Origin of the sequence: Proteus genomosp. 6, assembly GCF_040139785.1 — a bacterium.
Taxonomy (GTDB): domain Bacteria; phylum Pseudomonadota; class Gammaproteobacteria; order Enterobacterales; family Enterobacteriaceae; genus Proteus.
The window spans coordinates 24,840-38,588 of sequence record NZ_JBEEVJ010000007.1 but is presented as its reverse complement, the minus strand read 5'-3'; the positions used below and the strand labels follow the sequence as shown (position 1 = coordinate 38,588).

13 protein-coding genes are annotated in these 13,749 nt (G+C 37.0%); 8 read left to right on the top strand and 5 right to left on the bottom strand.

What is annotated here, in order from left to right; genetic code table 11:
• Nucleotides 1–22 precede the first annotated feature (22 nt).
• The gene (locus tag ABN212_RS10435; RefSeq protein ID WP_198620052.1) at nt 23–1,264 is read left to right on the top strand and encodes a PD-(D/E)XK nuclease family protein; all 1,242 of its coding nucleotides are present in this window, start codon (nt 23–25) and stop codon (nt 1,262–1,264) included.
• 49 nt (nt 1,265–1,313) lie between these two features.
• On the opposite strand, the gene mobB is transcribed toward ABN212_RS10435, so the two are convergent.
• Nucleotides 1,314–1,832, bottom strand: a complete 519-nt coding sequence (mobB, locus tag ABN212_RS10430; protein ID WP_198620051.1) for a molybdopterin-guanine dinucleotide biosynthesis protein MobB — start codon at nt 1,830–1,832, stop codon at nt 1,314–1,316.
• A gap of 11 nt (nt 1,833–1,843) precedes the next feature.
• Nucleotides 1,844–2,428: a molybdenum cofactor guanylyltransferase MobA gene (gene mobA, locus ABN212_RS10425; protein WP_198620050.1), complete on the bottom strand. Its 585-nt coding sequence runs from the start codon at nt 2,426–2,428 to the stop codon at nt 1,844–1,846.
• 220 nt (nt 2,429–2,648) lie between these two features.
• On the opposite strand from mobA, the gene ABN212_RS10420 reads away from it, so the two are divergent.
• From ABN212_RS10420 to polA, 4 genes are all read left to right on the top strand, one after another.
• Complete coding sequence (locus tag ABN212_RS10420; RefSeq protein ID WP_023583277.1) at nt 2,649–2,918, top strand: YihD family protein; 270 nt, start codon at nt 2,649–2,651, stop codon at nt 2,916–2,918.
• 14 nt (nt 2,919–2,932) lie between these two features.
• Nucleotides 2,933–3,928, top strand: coding sequence for a serine/threonine protein kinase (locus ABN212_RS10415; protein WP_198626317.1), 996 nt, complete (start codon nt 2,933–2,935; stop codon nt 3,926–3,928).
• A 20-nt stretch (nt 3,929–3,948) separates the two neighbouring features.
• Nucleotides 3,949–4,572 carry a thiol:disulfide interchange protein DsbA gene (dsbA, locus tag ABN212_RS10410; protein ID WP_349443196.1) on the top strand — a complete coding sequence of 208 codons (624 nt, stop codon included), beginning with the start codon at nt 3,949–3,951 and terminating at the stop codon, nt 4,570–4,572.
• 638 nt (nt 4,573–5,210) lie between these two features.
• On the top strand, nt 5,211–8,009 hold the full coding sequence (gene polA, locus ABN212_RS10405; RefSeq protein ID WP_198632399.1) for a DNA polymerase I: 2,799 nt from the start codon (nt 5,211–5,213) through the stop codon (nt 8,007–8,009).
• Nucleotides 8,010–8,116: 107 nt separating this feature from the next.
• On the opposite strand, the gene def is transcribed toward polA, so the two are convergent.
• Both def and yihA read right to left on the bottom strand, forming a co-directional pair.
• Nucleotides 8,117–8,635 carry a peptide deformylase gene (gene def, locus ABN212_RS10400; protein ID WP_151436305.1) on the bottom strand — a complete coding sequence of 173 codons (519 nt, stop codon included), beginning with the start codon at nt 8,633–8,635 and terminating at the stop codon, nt 8,117–8,119.
• Between the two features lie 485 nt (nt 8,636–9,120).
• Nucleotides 9,121–9,753 (bottom strand): ribosome biogenesis GTP-binding protein YihA/YsxC, encoded by a 633-nt coding sequence (gene yihA, locus ABN212_RS10395; RefSeq protein ID WP_099075959.1) that lies wholly within the window; start codon nt 9,751–9,753, stop codon nt 9,121–9,123.
• Between the two features lie 270 nt (nt 9,754–10,023).
• Here yihA and ppiA point away from each other — a divergent pair, with 270 nt between their 5' ends.
• The 3 genes from ppiA to argD all read left to right on the top strand — a co-directional run bounded on the left by ppiA (nt 10,024) and on the right by argD (nt 12,875).
• Nucleotides 10,024–10,593: a peptidylprolyl isomerase A gene (gene ppiA / locus ABN212_RS10390; protein WP_069369599.1), complete on the top strand. Its 570-nt coding sequence runs from the start codon at nt 10,024–10,026 to the stop codon at nt 10,591–10,593.
• Nucleotides 10,594–10,967: 374 nt separating this feature from the next.
• Nucleotides 10,968–11,543: an aminodeoxychorismate synthase component II gene (locus ABN212_RS10385; RefSeq protein WP_100159719.1), complete on the top strand. Its 576-nt coding sequence runs from the start codon at nt 10,968–10,970 to the stop codon at nt 11,541–11,543.
• Between the two features lie 117 nt (nt 11,544–11,660).
• Nucleotides 11,661–12,875, top strand: a complete 1,215-nt coding sequence (gene argD, locus ABN212_RS10380; protein ID WP_198620046.1) for a bifunctional acetylornithine/succinyldiaminopimelate transaminase — start codon at nt 11,661–11,663, stop codon at nt 12,873–12,875.
• A 97-nt stretch (nt 12,876–12,972) separates the two neighbouring features.
• On the opposite strand, the gene crp is transcribed toward argD, so the two are convergent.
• The gene (gene crp / locus ABN212_RS10375) at nt 12,973–13,605 is read right to left on the bottom strand and encodes a cAMP-activated global transcriptional regulator CRP (RefSeq protein ID WP_004246872.1); all 633 of its coding nucleotides are present in this window, start codon (nt 13,603–13,605) and stop codon (nt 12,973–12,975) included.
• Between the last annotated feature and the right edge of the window lie 144 nt (nt 13,606–13,749).

Here is a 13,749-nt window from a genome sequence, read left to right as displayed (position 1 = left end):
TATTTTTATTACTAGAAAAAACATGGATATTTCCCCAGCTATTGTTCATAAAGTAATCCAACGTATTACGACAGAACGAAAATCTTATGACAAAGCGAAAAAGCGCTACTATAAAAAGCTAAGTCCAGATTTTTCACCTTTATCTCTATTCAAGATAAATGAAAACACAATTTCAAAATGCTTAGCATTTCTACTTGATCCAACAGAAACGCATGCTCAGGGTAAATTATTTACTCAAAATTTCTATAAACATTTTATTAAAAATAATAAATATCAGTCTGTAAAATCAGTCTGCCTTGAACAGGCAGTTGAGCGAGACGATAGTTATCGCCGTTTAGATATTTTTGTTGAAACATCTGATTTATTGATAGGTATTGAGAATAAACCATGGGCTGAAGATGAAGAAAATCAGTTATATGATTATGGCTGCTGGTTGAAAAAAAGAGCAGGAAGAAGTCGAAAAAAATGGATCTTATTTTATTTAAGTAATTCCGAATATAGCGAGTATTCTTTATCTAAAGATACAGATAAAGAGATAAAAGATAATATTCACCATATTACTTATTATGAAATTATTAAATGGTTAGAAGAATGCTCCTATAAAATAGAGTCAATTCAGGTAAAAATGTTTATTGAATCTATTATAAAATTTATTAATTCAGAAATTAATTACGAGTTAAATATGGAATTGCAAGACGAAATAGTAGAAAAAATATTAGAAGATAATGATGCAATTAGCTCTGCTCTTTTAATTTCTAAAAGCATAGAAAATATTAAGTTGTCAATAATGAATGAGTTTATAACTCATATTATAAATAAAACAGATGAGCTCTCTATAGATTTTTATTTTGATGAAGAAGACTTTAGAAAAGGGAAAAAAGAGTCTGGATTTTATGTCGATTTTAACGATGATAGCCTTTATTATTTGGTGTTTAAATTTGAGAGTTCAAATTTAAGAGATTTTTATTGGGGCTTTGAAAGAAAAAATGAAGCACCCAAAAGAAATAAATTAAAGAACTACACTGAAATTCAAAGTGAAATTGAACGAATATTTCCTGACTATTATGTTGAGTGTCAACTAAATGCTGAAAATTATCCTTGGTATGCATATTCAGAAGAAAGCCTCAATATGCCACAGAATTGGAATGCTGATGATAATATTTGGCTAATGTTGAGAGATTTTGGCGAAGACAGTTTTGCAGAAACTGTGGTGACTATTATTAAAACAATCAGTGACGAATTTGATTTAGAATTATTAGAATAGTATTTAAGAGACTGTCATTTATGTGGGCTATAAAAATAGCCCACAACGATCATTTATTGTTTTTAAGCCAATCTGCAATAAATTCTGCAATAGCCTCGGGTGCATTGATATCTAGTAGTGGGAAATCTACGTTTAAATCACAATCACTGGCGACGGCAATAACGTGCTCATCAAGTAAGTCATTAAAATTACGTTCGTTGATATGGCGATAGAGCGCAATTTTAGGAATAGCTTCGCCTTTAAAGCCTTCGACTAAGATTAAATCTAGCTTACTCGTATCAAAACGAGATGCGAGGTAATACAAATCTAATTCTGGTAGTTCTGGCGTCTCTGTCATTAATGCCCAACGTTGTTGGCTTGCGACTAATGTCTGATCTGCTCCTGCTTTTCTGAGTTCGTAACTGTCTTTTCCGGGCTTATCCACATCCATATCATGATGAGTGTGCTTGATCATGCCTACACGAATTTCTCTTTTGCGTAATTCTGGAATAAGTTGTTTTAGTAGTGTCGTTTTACCTGTTCCACTCCACGCCGTGATCCCTAAGAGGGGTAAATCTACTTGTGCCATATTTTTCATTCCTATTTTTTTAATTTGTTGGCTTTTTCAATATCGTCAGGGGTATTTAAATTAATAAAAGCACTTGCTTGATCCGCAAATAAAACAGAATGCGCATTTATCTGTTTCATAAACAACATTAATTTTCGATCACCTTGTGCTAAATAAGTTTCTAGCATTGGAATAATACGACGATTTAGCAGTGCTAAGGTAGGATGTTCTCTTTCACCATCATCAACATAAACGGCTAATGCATCGCCTCTTTGCTCATAGAGTTTTTCAACTAAATTAAGAGGGAAATAGGGGACATCGCAAGGTACAAAAGCAACCCAAGGTGTTGATGCTTGCTTTAATAACGTGAGCATGCCAGCTAAAGGCCCTGAAAATCCTTCTATTTCATCTGTAATAACAGGATATTGGCTTTGGCGATATTGTTCTAAATTTCGGTTAGCACTAATCAGTATGCTATCAACTTGCGGTGCTAGTTTTTGGGCAATATGGCGGTATAAAGGCTGTCCATGTAGAATTTGAAGCCCTTTATCAGCCCCTCCCATTCGTGTTGCTTGGCCACCCGCAAGTATACCGCCTGTAATATTCTTCATTTTCATATTCAATATTTGTGAATAAATTGGCTAAATTTTCCGAACGATTTTTATCAAGGAAAGACGATATACTAATAAAAAATATCGACTTAGTGAGATTTCATGTAAAGCGACAGCAATTTTTATCAAAAAAGCGTAATCTTTACGCATATTGACAGAGGTTTCCTTTTTCTATCGGATAATAATTGGTACTTTGTTGTTGTAATTAATAATAAGGATTTTTTGTATGAAATGTCACCGTCTTAATGAAGTTATGGAATTATTGCACCCAGTTTGGGAAGAAAATTCTGATTTAAACTTAATTCAATTATTGCAGAAACTTGCTGATGAAGCGGGTTTTAAAGGTCAATTATCTGATCTGACTGATGATATTTTGATTTACCATCTGAAAATGCGCGGTTCAGCGCCAACAGATGTGATACCAGGACTGAAAAAAGATTACGAAGAAGATTTTAAAACCGCCATTTTACGTGCTCGTGGCGTGATTAAAGATTAAATTCAGGATAGAAAATGGAAATGTCTGCCTCATTTAATTTTCAGGGACTTTCACCTGATAACATTTGGGACGCGTTAGTTAAAATCGGTTTTTATCCTGAGTCAGGGTTAACGGAATTAAATAGCTATGAAAATCGTGTTTTTCAATTTATGGATGAGCATCGACAACGTTATGTGGTGAAATTTTATCGCCCTCAACGCTGGTCGTATGAACAAATAAAAGAAGAACATGAATTCGTTTTAGCATTAAAGGAGGCAGAGGTATCCGTTGCTGCCCCTTTAATGATTAATAGTGAGACAGTTCATTTTTCTGATAATGGCTTTTATTTTGCAATATTCCCTAGCATAGGGGGAAGAGCATATGAAACTGATAATTTATTTCAGCTAGAAGAAGTAGGACGCACATTAGGGCGCATTCATCAAATAGGCAGAAAAAAGAGTTATGAGTACCGACCGACAGTTTCTATTGCAGAATATCTGATAGCGCCAAAATTAGAATTTGAAAGTAGTGCGTTAATTCCTAATAACCTCAAACCTCAATTTATAGAGGTTATAGATAAACTTATTCATGATGTGCGTCCTAGAATAGAGGACTCTGCATGGCAAATATTACGGCTACATGGTGATTGCCATCCCGGTAATATATTGTGGCGTGATGAAGTTGTAATGGTTGACTTTGATGATTCCCGAATGGGACCTGCGGTACAAGACTTTTGGATGTTATTAAATGGCTCACGGCAAGAGCAGGTTATACAGTTAGATACGATCCTTGAGTCTTATTATGAATACCAAGATTTTGATTTACGTGAATTGTCATTAATTGAACCACTAAGAGCAATGAGAATGGTGCATTATCTCGCGTGGGTATTAAAACGCTGGAATGATCCTGCTTTCCCTCGTGCTTTTATTTGGTTTCAAGAGCAAGATTTTTGGTTTAAGCAATTAGCCTTATTCAAGGGACAAGTGGAGCAGTTAAATGAGCCTCCTTTACAACTTAGTCCAATGTATTAATTCTTAGGAGACGATGAGAAATGAAAAAGATTTGGCTGGCGTTAGCAAGTATGGTGTTAGCATTCAGTGTTTCTGCTGCTGATTTTTCTGAAGGAAAACAGTATACGAGCCTTTCTAAACCTGTTGCATCAGCGCCTGATGTTGTTGAGTTTTTCTCTTTTTATTGCCCACATTGTTATCAATTTTCTGAAGTGTATAAAGTCAATAGTACTGTTGAAAAGAATGTACCAGAAAATACTAATATTGTCCGCTACCACGTTGATTTCTTAGGACCTTTAGGTAAAGACTTAACACGTTCTTGGGCTGTAGCAATGGCCTTAGGTGTTGAAGATCAAGTTTCTCCAGTTTTATTTAAAGGTATTCAAGAAACGCAATCTATTCGCTCTGTTGACGATATCCGTAATGCCTTTATTAAGGCTGGCGTTAAAGGCGAAGATTATGATGCTGCAATGAATAGCTTTGTGGTGAATTCTTTAGTTAGCCAACAACAAAATGCTGTCGCTGATTTCCAAATCAATGGTGTTCCTGCCATGATCATTGGTGGTAAATATAAAATGAAAAATGATGGTATCAGCGCAAAATCACCAGAAGAGTATGCAAAAACATATTCTGATATTGTGAATCAATTATTGCTGAAAAAATAATATAGGCTTAATTTTTTCCTATATAGACTAAGTAAAAGTATATAGATTCTTATATGAAAAATAGCACTCAAGACATAGGAGTGCTATTTTTTTTACTTTCATATTTTTGTCATAATATAACTATCCACATTAATAAAAAATATTGAGATTAATTTATAATATCTTAATGATTTCGCTAAGTGATTGATTTTTTAATTGTGTTAATAAATTTAAAAGGAAGCTAACTTATTAATATAGAGAGAGTTACAAAACTACTCACAGAGTTATCCACAGGTTGTTCTGGTGTTGTCTAAAAAATAAATCCTTAATAAAAAAAGATGATACTAATATGAACGTTAATATTTATGATGAATAAATAGCTCTATCTTAAATACTTTCTAATTTACACAGTAAGTTTACTTTTTAGTCTTTGTTTTTAATTGAAATCAGATTAATGGATATGGCTTCTGATAAAAAAGTACTTTAATTAATATTAAGTTATCATTCATACTTATTCTTTCTGTTAAGTTCGGTTAATAATAAATAATTGAGTATTTAAGCCGAATTTCTGCATTTAAGAACAGGTAAAATTCGTCTATTGGGCTGTGATGTGGCATTCTAGTCATATCAACGAACCTCAGAACAATGATGAACAGATTATGGTCCAGATAGCAGAAAACCCCTTTATCCTTGTAGATGGCTCTTCATACCTTTATCGTGCCTATCATGCCTTTCCACCGCTAACCAATAGCCAAGGTGAGCCAACGGGTGCGATGTATGGTGTGTTGAATATGCTGCGTAGCTTGATAATACAGTATAAGCCAAGCCATGTTGCGGTTGTGTTTGACGCTAAAGGTAAAACATTCCGTGATGAGTTGTATGAGGAATACAAATCTAATCGTCCTCCAATGCCAGATGATCTGCGTGAACAAATAGCGCCTTTACATGAGATGGTGCAAGCAATGGGTTTACCCTTGTTATCTATTTCAGGTGTGGAAGCGGATGATGTTATTGGAACATTGGCACTAAAAGCGGCGGCTGATGGGCGTGATGTCCTAATAAGCACCGGCGATAAAGATATGGCGCAATTAGTGACGCCAAAGATCACGCTGATTAACACCATGACCAACGTTATTTTGGGTCCTGATGAAGTTAAAGAAAAATATGGCGTTCCTCCTGAACTGATTATTGATTTCCTCGCATTGATGGGCGATTCATCGGATAACATCCCTGGTGTCCCCGGTGTTGGTGAAAAAACCGCACTAGGTCTTCTACAAGGGCTTGGTAGTTTAGATGATATCTATCAACAGCTTGATAATATTGCAACATTGAGTTTCCGTGGCGCTAAAACACTTGGCGCTAAAATGGCCGAGCATGAGAAAGTGGCAAAACTTTCTTATAAGCTGGCAACGATTAAAACTGATGTTGAACTCGATAAAACGTTTGATGATTTAGTGGTTAATGAGCCAAATTTAGATCAATTATTAGAGATGTTCACGCGTTATGAATTTAAACGCTGGATAAGTGATCTTCAAAATGGTGGCTGGTTAGCACAACGCAGTACACACAAAGTTGCAGTGCCTTACACCTCAGAAGCTGTTAAACCCAAAGAAGCACCTGTATCAGCTAATTTTCCTGTTATTACACAAGAGAATTATGAAGCTGTCTTAACGCATGAAAGTCTGGCGCGATGGGTTGAGCTTCTCAAAAAAGCACCTGCATTTGCATTCGATACAGAAACGGATAGCTTAAATAATATTGATGCTCGTTTAGTGGGATTATCATTTGCTATTGAGCCGGGTAAAGCCGCTTATATTCCACTACGTCATGAGTATTTAGATGCGCCAGACCAACTTCCTGTTAATGAAGTGCTAGTGGCATTAAAACCTATTTTAGAAGATAAAAATATTTTAAAAATTGGGCAAAACTTGAAGTTTGATCGTGGCATTATGGAAAATGAAGGTATCGAATTAAACGGTATTCATTTTGATACGATGTTGGAGTCTTACGTATTAAATAGCGTGAGTAATCGACATGATATGGATACTTTGGCTGAAAAACATTTAAACCATAAAACCACGACATTTGAAGAGATCGCGGGTAAAGGTAAAGGTCAACTCACCTTTAACCAAATTGAGGTTGAGCAAGCGACGTTATATGCGGCTGAAGATGCCGATATCACTTTATTACTCCATCAAGCGCTATATCCTCAAATAGACGCTATTGAGCCTCTTAAGCATGTTTACCGCGATATCGAAATGCCATTAGTTCCTGTGCTTTCTAGAATGGAACGCAAGGGAGTATTAATTGATGCTCAAGTGTTAGCTGTTCAATCTCAAGAAATTACACAACGTTTGGCTGAAATTGAAAAAGAGACGTTTGCGTTAGCTGGACAAGAGTTTAATCTCTCTTCACCTAAGCAGTTACAAGAAATTTTATTTGATAAATTGCAATTGCCAGTTATCAAGAAAACCCCGAAAGGGGCGCCATCTACCAATGAAGAAGTATTAGAAGAATTAGCACATAGCCATGAATTGCCTCGCTTAATCTTAGAGCATCGTGGTCTTGCGAAACTGAAATCTACCTATACTGATAAATTACCATTGATGGTAAATAGTAAGACGAAGCGTGTACATACTTCATATCATCAAGCAGTGACGGCAACGGGGCGTTTATCTTCTCGTGATCCGAATCTTCAAAATATTCCAGTGAGAAATGAAGAAGGGCGTCGAATTCGCCAAGCATTTATTGCGCGTGAAGGTTTTAAAATTGTTGCTGCCGACTATTCACAAATTGAATTACGGATCATGGCACATTTATCGCAAGATAAAGGTTTGTTAGATGCCTTTGCTCAAGGTAAAGATATTCACCGTGCAACTGCATCTGAAGTGTTTGGTATACCTTTAGAAGACGTCACCTCTGAGCAACGTCGTAGTGCGAAAGCGATCAACTTTGGTCTTATTTATGGCATGAGCGCATTTGGCTTATCGCAACAGATTGGTGTTGAGAGAAGAGAAGCTCAGCGTTATATGGATCTATATTTTGAACGTTATCCAGGTGTCTTGGACTATATGGAGCGCACACGTAAACAAGCTTCTGAACAAGGCTATGTTGAAACGTTAGATGGTCGTCGCCTCTATTTACCAGAAATTAATTCAAAGAATGCAATTCGTCGTAAAGCTTCAGAGCGTGAGGCGATTAATGCGCCAATGCAGGGTACCGCTGCGGATATTATCAAAAAAGCTATGATTGCTGTGGATAATTGGATTTGCAATGAATGTCCTGCTGATGTGCATATGATTATGCAAGTACACGATGAATTAGTGTTTGAAGTGCGAGAGTCTTACCTAGAGAACGCAAATATCATGATCCATAAATTGATGGAAAGCAGTATGGAATTAGCTATTCCGTTGAAAGTGGAAGTAGGTATTGGTAATAACTGGGATGAAGCACACTAGTTTTTAAGTATCGTTTTTAAATATTAAAAGGGCACAATGAAATACATTGTGCCCTTTATTTTTTATGTCAAAACTTATCAATATGTGAAAAAGAGATAAGTGAATAATTAAGCAACTTGCGAGTCTATCAGCTTGCTTAATTTCTTCTGTTTTTTCTCAATCCGTTGGCGTTTTAACGGAGATAAATGGTCAATAAAAAGTTTGCCATCAAGATGGTCTAACTCATGCTGAATGCAGCCTGCAAACAAATCAGCGGCTTCAAATTCAATTTCATCACCATTTCTATCCAATGCCTTAACCTTTAAGAAGCGGTAACGCTCTGTTGGGGCAAAAGAATCTGGAATAGATAGACACCCATCCATCATATCCATCACTTCATCTTCAGTGCTGATAATTTCAGGATTGATAAGTGCAATCGGTTGATCTCGGTTTTCAGAAACATCAATTACAACAATGCGTTTAGATACATTAACCTGAGGTGCTGCTAAGCCAATACCTCGTTCTGCGTACATGGTTTCAATCATGTCATCGATTAATGTGCGTATTTCGTCATCTACTTTTTCCACTGGTACTGCGACTCTGCGCAGACGCTCATCTGGAAAACGCAGGAGCGTTAATACAGCCATGGATACCTCATTTTATCGCTAATTACATATTTACTACGGTCTCGCAATAAGCGTATCACAAAATCATTAAGGATAAACCGCACCTTTTGTGTGATTTGTTCTATTTTTAATCATATTCACGTAAGTGATTAAAGTCTCATAATTATGTAATTAAACTACATTTATTTATGGTTTGAATACATAAACACATAGCTGAATCGTGTCTGCATGTGAAAAAAAATTACAAAAGGGCTTTTATTAACCAATAAAATAGAGTACATTATCTCTCGTAGGGTACAGAGGTAAGATGTTCTATCTTTCAGACCTTTTACTTCACGTAATCGGATTTAGCTGAATATTAGCTGCCCCAGTCGACTTTATTTCGACTGGGGCATTTTTTTATCTAAAATTCACTGAAGTGGTTTGTGCGAGAAGTGAAAGGGAAAAGTGATTTCCCTTTTATCAATAGAAGATCAGAACGCTATCGTTGAGAAAAAAGAAGATAATTAAGCGTTGTCATCATTTGTAGGCTGTTCTTCTGAGCCTGAAAACCATTCATTAAGTGTGTTACGTAGCTTATCAATGCCAATTTTTTTCAATGATGAAAAGTATTCTACGCGGATATCGCCTACTTTATTTGCCAGCTCTTCACGTACGCTCATTAACTGCTTTTTACGCGCGCCTGATGCGAGTTTATCCGCTTTAGTCAGTAAAACGAGAGTAGGAAGCTCTGAGCCCACAGCCCAGTCAATCATTTGCATATCGAGATCTTTTAATGGATGACGAATATCCATTAAAATAACCACACCTTTTAAGCACTCTCTTTTTTGTAGGTATTCACCTAAAGAGCGTTGCCATTTACGCTTCATTTCTTCAGGAACTTGGGCATAGCCGTAGCCTGGTAAATCGACTAAGCGTAAGCCTTCTTCAATTTGAAAAAGGTTGATTAATTGCGTACGGCCTGGGGTTTTACTGGTTCTGGCTAATCCATTTTGTTGGGTTAACGCATTTAAAGCACTGGATTTACCGGCATTAGAGCGACCCGCAAAGGCAATTTCAATTCCTGTATCTGGTGGTAAATGACGGATATCAGGTGCACTGATGATGAAATGTGCTTTTTGGTAATTAAATTGGGTCATTATGGTATAAACCTCTCTGAAATAATGCGGCTTTTCATGCATACTCATTTCAATTTTGCATGAAAATGAATATCTAAAATATTTATTTGCTCTATTTTGGCGCAATTTAATGACTTATAACAGTGCTTAAAAATTAAAATTTACCCTGTTATAACGTAATTAGACTTATTGAGCGTAAATAAAGGTAAATGATTGGCACTATTTACCTCAGCGAATTAGAATCGCTGCATATTAAGTAAGTTGTAGACTATTAAAGTAAAGGATCCCTGCATGTTAAAACGTTTTCTTGTCACCTTCGTTACCGCTTGCACTTTAACAACAGCGACTTTTGCAATGGCAACGGGAGAAACCTTCGTTAAATTAGTCACCTCTGAAGGCAATATTGAAATATCACTGGATAATAAAAAAGCCCCAATTACAACGAAAAATTTTATTCAGTATGTCGAAGATGGGTACTATAACGGCACCACTTTTCATCGTGTTATTCCTGGCTTTATGGTTCAAGGCGGTGGTTTTACTGCTGATTTACAGCAAAAACAAACCAGAGCGCCAATTAAAAATGAAGCCGACAATGGATTACGCAATGTAAAAGGTTCTATTGCCATGGCTCGCACATCAGATAAAGACAGCGCAACCAGCCAATTCTTTATTAATGTGGCTGACAATGCATTTTTAGATCACGGTCAACGTGATTTTGGCTATGCCGTATTTGGTAAAGTTGTGAAAGGAATGGATGTAGTTGATAAAATTTCACAAGCTCCAACTCGTAATATTGGACCTTACCAAAATGTGCCAGTAAAAACGGTCACTATTTTATCTGCGGAAGTCGTAAAACAATAAACGCATTATTAGGATAGGATATTTACTTATTCTAATAAGATAAAATGCATATAAACCGGAATGAATATTTTCATTCCGGGGATTTTTAGTACAAAAAAATCTTTTTTATCCTTCCTTTTTTCGTGTGATCTCCTGCAATAAGTATTCACTACGCTATTAATCACTCTATTCATCATCAATTACCGTCATTCTTGTTATTGCGCAATAAATCAGCAGGTTTTCTTGCTTACTATTCATATTTTACACCTGTGCTATGATAATCGGCTTTGTTGTACCCAAGTCGGTTAAACAACGAGCTATTTTGGCAAATCTACACTCGCTTTAAAATAGTAATAAAATAGATAATGATAAGAAAATCAGTCGGATAGGCTAATATGCTGTTACTTATTGATAATTACGACTCGTTTACCTACAACCTCTATCAGTATTTCTGTGAATTGGGTGCTGAGGTTGTTGTTAAGCGTAACGATGAGATCGGACTTAAAGAGATAGAAAAGATGATGCCAGCACATCTTGTTATCTCGCCAGGACCTTGTACTCCTGATGAAGCTGGGATCTCTCTTGAGGCTATACAGCGGTTTGCCGGTGAAATTCCTATTCTTGGCGTTTGTCTTGGACATCAAGCGATAGGACAAGCTTTTGGTGCATCAGTTATCAGAGCACGAGAAGTGATGCATGGTAAAAATTCATTAATACATCATAATCAACAAGGTGTTTTTAAGGGACTTAATCGGCCTTTAAATGTGACGCGTTACCACTCTTTAGTGATTGATGCGACGACATTACCGGTTCCCTTTGAAGTGACGGCATGGAGCCAACATGATGGAAATGTTGATGAAATTATGGGAATTCGCCATCGTACTCTGCCAATTGAAGGGGTTCAATTTCACCCAGAAAGTATTTTAAGTGAACAAGGACATGAGCTATTAAATAATTTCCTTAAATATTAAATGGATAGCATTTAAATAGCGAAATAAAGCCTTTTTATACAAAACCACATTTGATTTTTTATTCATATTTAGTGATTATATTTTCATATTGAATATGAATAACGATCAGGTGGGGTAATGACAAAGCAAAGCATCAACCGGGCAACTTACGATCAAGTAATGTTGCCAATTTATTCACCCGCAGAATTTATTCCTGTCAAAGGGATGGGTAGCCGTGTTTGGGATCAGCAGGGAAAATCGTATATTGATTTTGCTGGTGGTATTGCTGTTTTAGCACTGGGGCATGCTCATCCTGCTCTTAATCAAGCCTTGAAAGAACAAAGCGAACAACTTTGGCATGTTAGTAATATTTTTACTAATGAACCAGCATTGCGTTTAGCACAAAAATTAATAGATAACACATTTGCAGAACGTGTCTTTTTTGCCAATTCAGGCGCAGAAGCGAATGAGGCAGCATTTAAGTTGGCTCGCCATTATGCCATCACTCGCCATAGTCCTTATAAAACTAAAATTATTGCTTTTCACCATGCATTCCACGGCAGAACACTGTTTACAGTATCTGTTGGTGGGCAACCTAAATATGCAGATGGTTTTGGCCCTAAGCCAGCAGATATCGTGCATATTCCTTTCAATGATTTAGAGGCGGTTAAAGCGGTTATTGACGACCATACTTGTGCTGTCGTATTGGAACCTGTGCAAGGTGAAGGTGGTGTCACGGCAGCAACACCTGAGTTTATGAGAGGGTTACGTGAATTGTGCGATAAGCATCAAGCTCTGCTTGTCTTTGATGAAGTACAAACAGGTATGGGACGTACAGGCAAGCTTTTCGCCTATATGAACTATGATGTGACACCAGACATTATTACCACTGCAAAAGCGCTAGGAGGTGGTTTTCCACTCAGTGCGATGTTAACAACACATGAAATAGCTTCTGTAATGGGCGTAGGGACTCATGGTACAACTTATGGTGGCAATCCATTAGCTTGTGCAGTGGGTAATGTCGCATTTGATTTAATTAATACACCTGAGGTACTTGAGGGTGTAGAAAAGCGCTATCAATGGATTGTGGATGAACTGGTGGCAATTAATCAAACGTACGATGTCTTTTCGCAAATCCGTGGACAAGGTTTATTGATCGGTGCGCAATTGGCACCACAATATAAAGGTAAAGCCAAAGAGTTACTCGGTCTTGCTGCCAAACATGGCTTAATGATGTTAAACGCAGGAGCAGATGTGATGCGTTTTACACCATCGTTAATTATTACCCAAGAAGAATTACAAGAAGGAATGGTGGCATTAAAAGCGGCTATTGCGGAATTTGTAAAAGGGTAGTGCGGACTATAAACCCCATCTATAAGGATGGGGTTTATACAGATTGTATCATCAATAGCCCTTTTATTGGGCTATTGTTTGTTCGGGATAGGGAAACTTAGCGAGTCCCGTAAACGACGATAGTTTTACCGTGTGCTGAGATCAGGTTTTGATCTTCTAGCATTTTGAGAATACGGCCTACAGTTTCGCGTGAACAACCAACGATTTGACCAATTTCCTGACGTGTAATTTTAATTTGCATGCCATCAGGATGCGTCATGGCATCGGGTTGTTTTGCTAAGTTTAGTAAGGTTTGTGCAATACGGCCTGTAACATCAAGGAAAGCAAGGTTACCTACTTTTTCTGATGTTGTTTGTAATCTGTTCGCCATTTGAGCAGAAAGGCGCATCAGAATATCAGGGTTAACCTGAATTAATTGACGGAATTTTTTATAGGAAATTTCTGCTACTTCACAGGCTGTTTTTGCTCTAACCCATGCACTACGTTCTTGATCTTCTTCAAATAATCCAAGTTCACCGATGAAATCCCCCTGATTTAGGTAGGAGAGGATCATTTCTTTTCCTTCTTCATCTTTAATAAGAACAGCCACGGAACCTTTAACAATATAATAAAGTGTTTCCGCTTTCTCACCTTGGTGGATCAGCGTGCTCTTGGATGGATATTTGTGAATATGGCAGTGTGACAAAAACCATTCAAGAGTCGGGTCTGTTTGCGGCTTGCCGAGAACCATTCGCGTTATCCTCTGTACGTTAAATGCAGCCTTTCAAAACGGATAGGTTCCCTTTTGATACAGCGTGCTTAAAAATCCTATCTTTACCTATTAACTTCCTGAGAACACGGTAAGTTAATATGGAGTAGATTATAATAAATGAGA

Coding starts and splice junctions, on each gene's coding strand:
- ABN212_RS10435 (WP_198620052.1), top strand. CDS start 23: ATGGATATTTCCCCAGCTATTGTTCATAAAGTAATCCAACGTATTACG.
- mobB (WP_198620051.1), bottom strand. CDS start 1,832: ATGGCACAAGTAGATTTACCCCTCTTAGGGATCACGGCGTGGAGTGGA.
- mobA (WP_198620050.1), bottom strand. CDS start 2,428: ATGAAAATGAAGAATATTACAGGCGGTATACTTGCGGGTGGCCAAGCA.
- ABN212_RS10420 (WP_023583277.1), top strand. CDS start 2,649: ATGAAATGTCACCGTCTTAATGAAGTTATGGAATTATTGCACCCAGTT.
- ABN212_RS10415 (WP_198626317.1), top strand. CDS start 2,933: ATGGAAATGTCTGCCTCATTTAATTTTCAGGGACTTTCACCTGATAAC.
- dsbA (WP_349443196.1), top strand. CDS start 3,949: ATGAAAAAGATTTGGCTGGCGTTAGCAAGTATGGTGTTAGCATTCAGT.
- polA (WP_198632399.1), top strand. CDS start 5,211: ATGGTCCAGATAGCAGAAAACCCCTTTATCCTTGTAGATGGCTCTTCA.
- def (WP_151436305.1), bottom strand. CDS start 8,635: ATGGCTGTATTAACGCTCCTGCGTTTTCCAGATGAGCGTCTGCGCAGA.
- yihA (WP_099075959.1), bottom strand. CDS start 9,753: ATGACCCAATTTAATTACCAAAAAGCACATTTCATCATCAGTGCACCT.
- ppiA (WP_069369599.1), top strand. CDS start 10,024: ATGTTAAAACGTTTTCTTGTCACCTTCGTTACCGCTTGCACTTTAACA.
- ABN212_RS10385 (WP_100159719.1), top strand. CDS start 10,968: ATGCTGTTACTTATTGATAATTACGACTCGTTTACCTACAACCTCTAT.
- argD (WP_198620046.1), top strand. CDS start 11,661: ATGACAAAGCAAAGCATCAACCGGGCAACTTACGATCAAGTAATGTTG.
- crp (WP_004246872.1), bottom strand. CDS start 13,605: ATGGTTCTCGGCAAGCCGCAAACAGACCCGACTCTTGAATGGTTTTTG.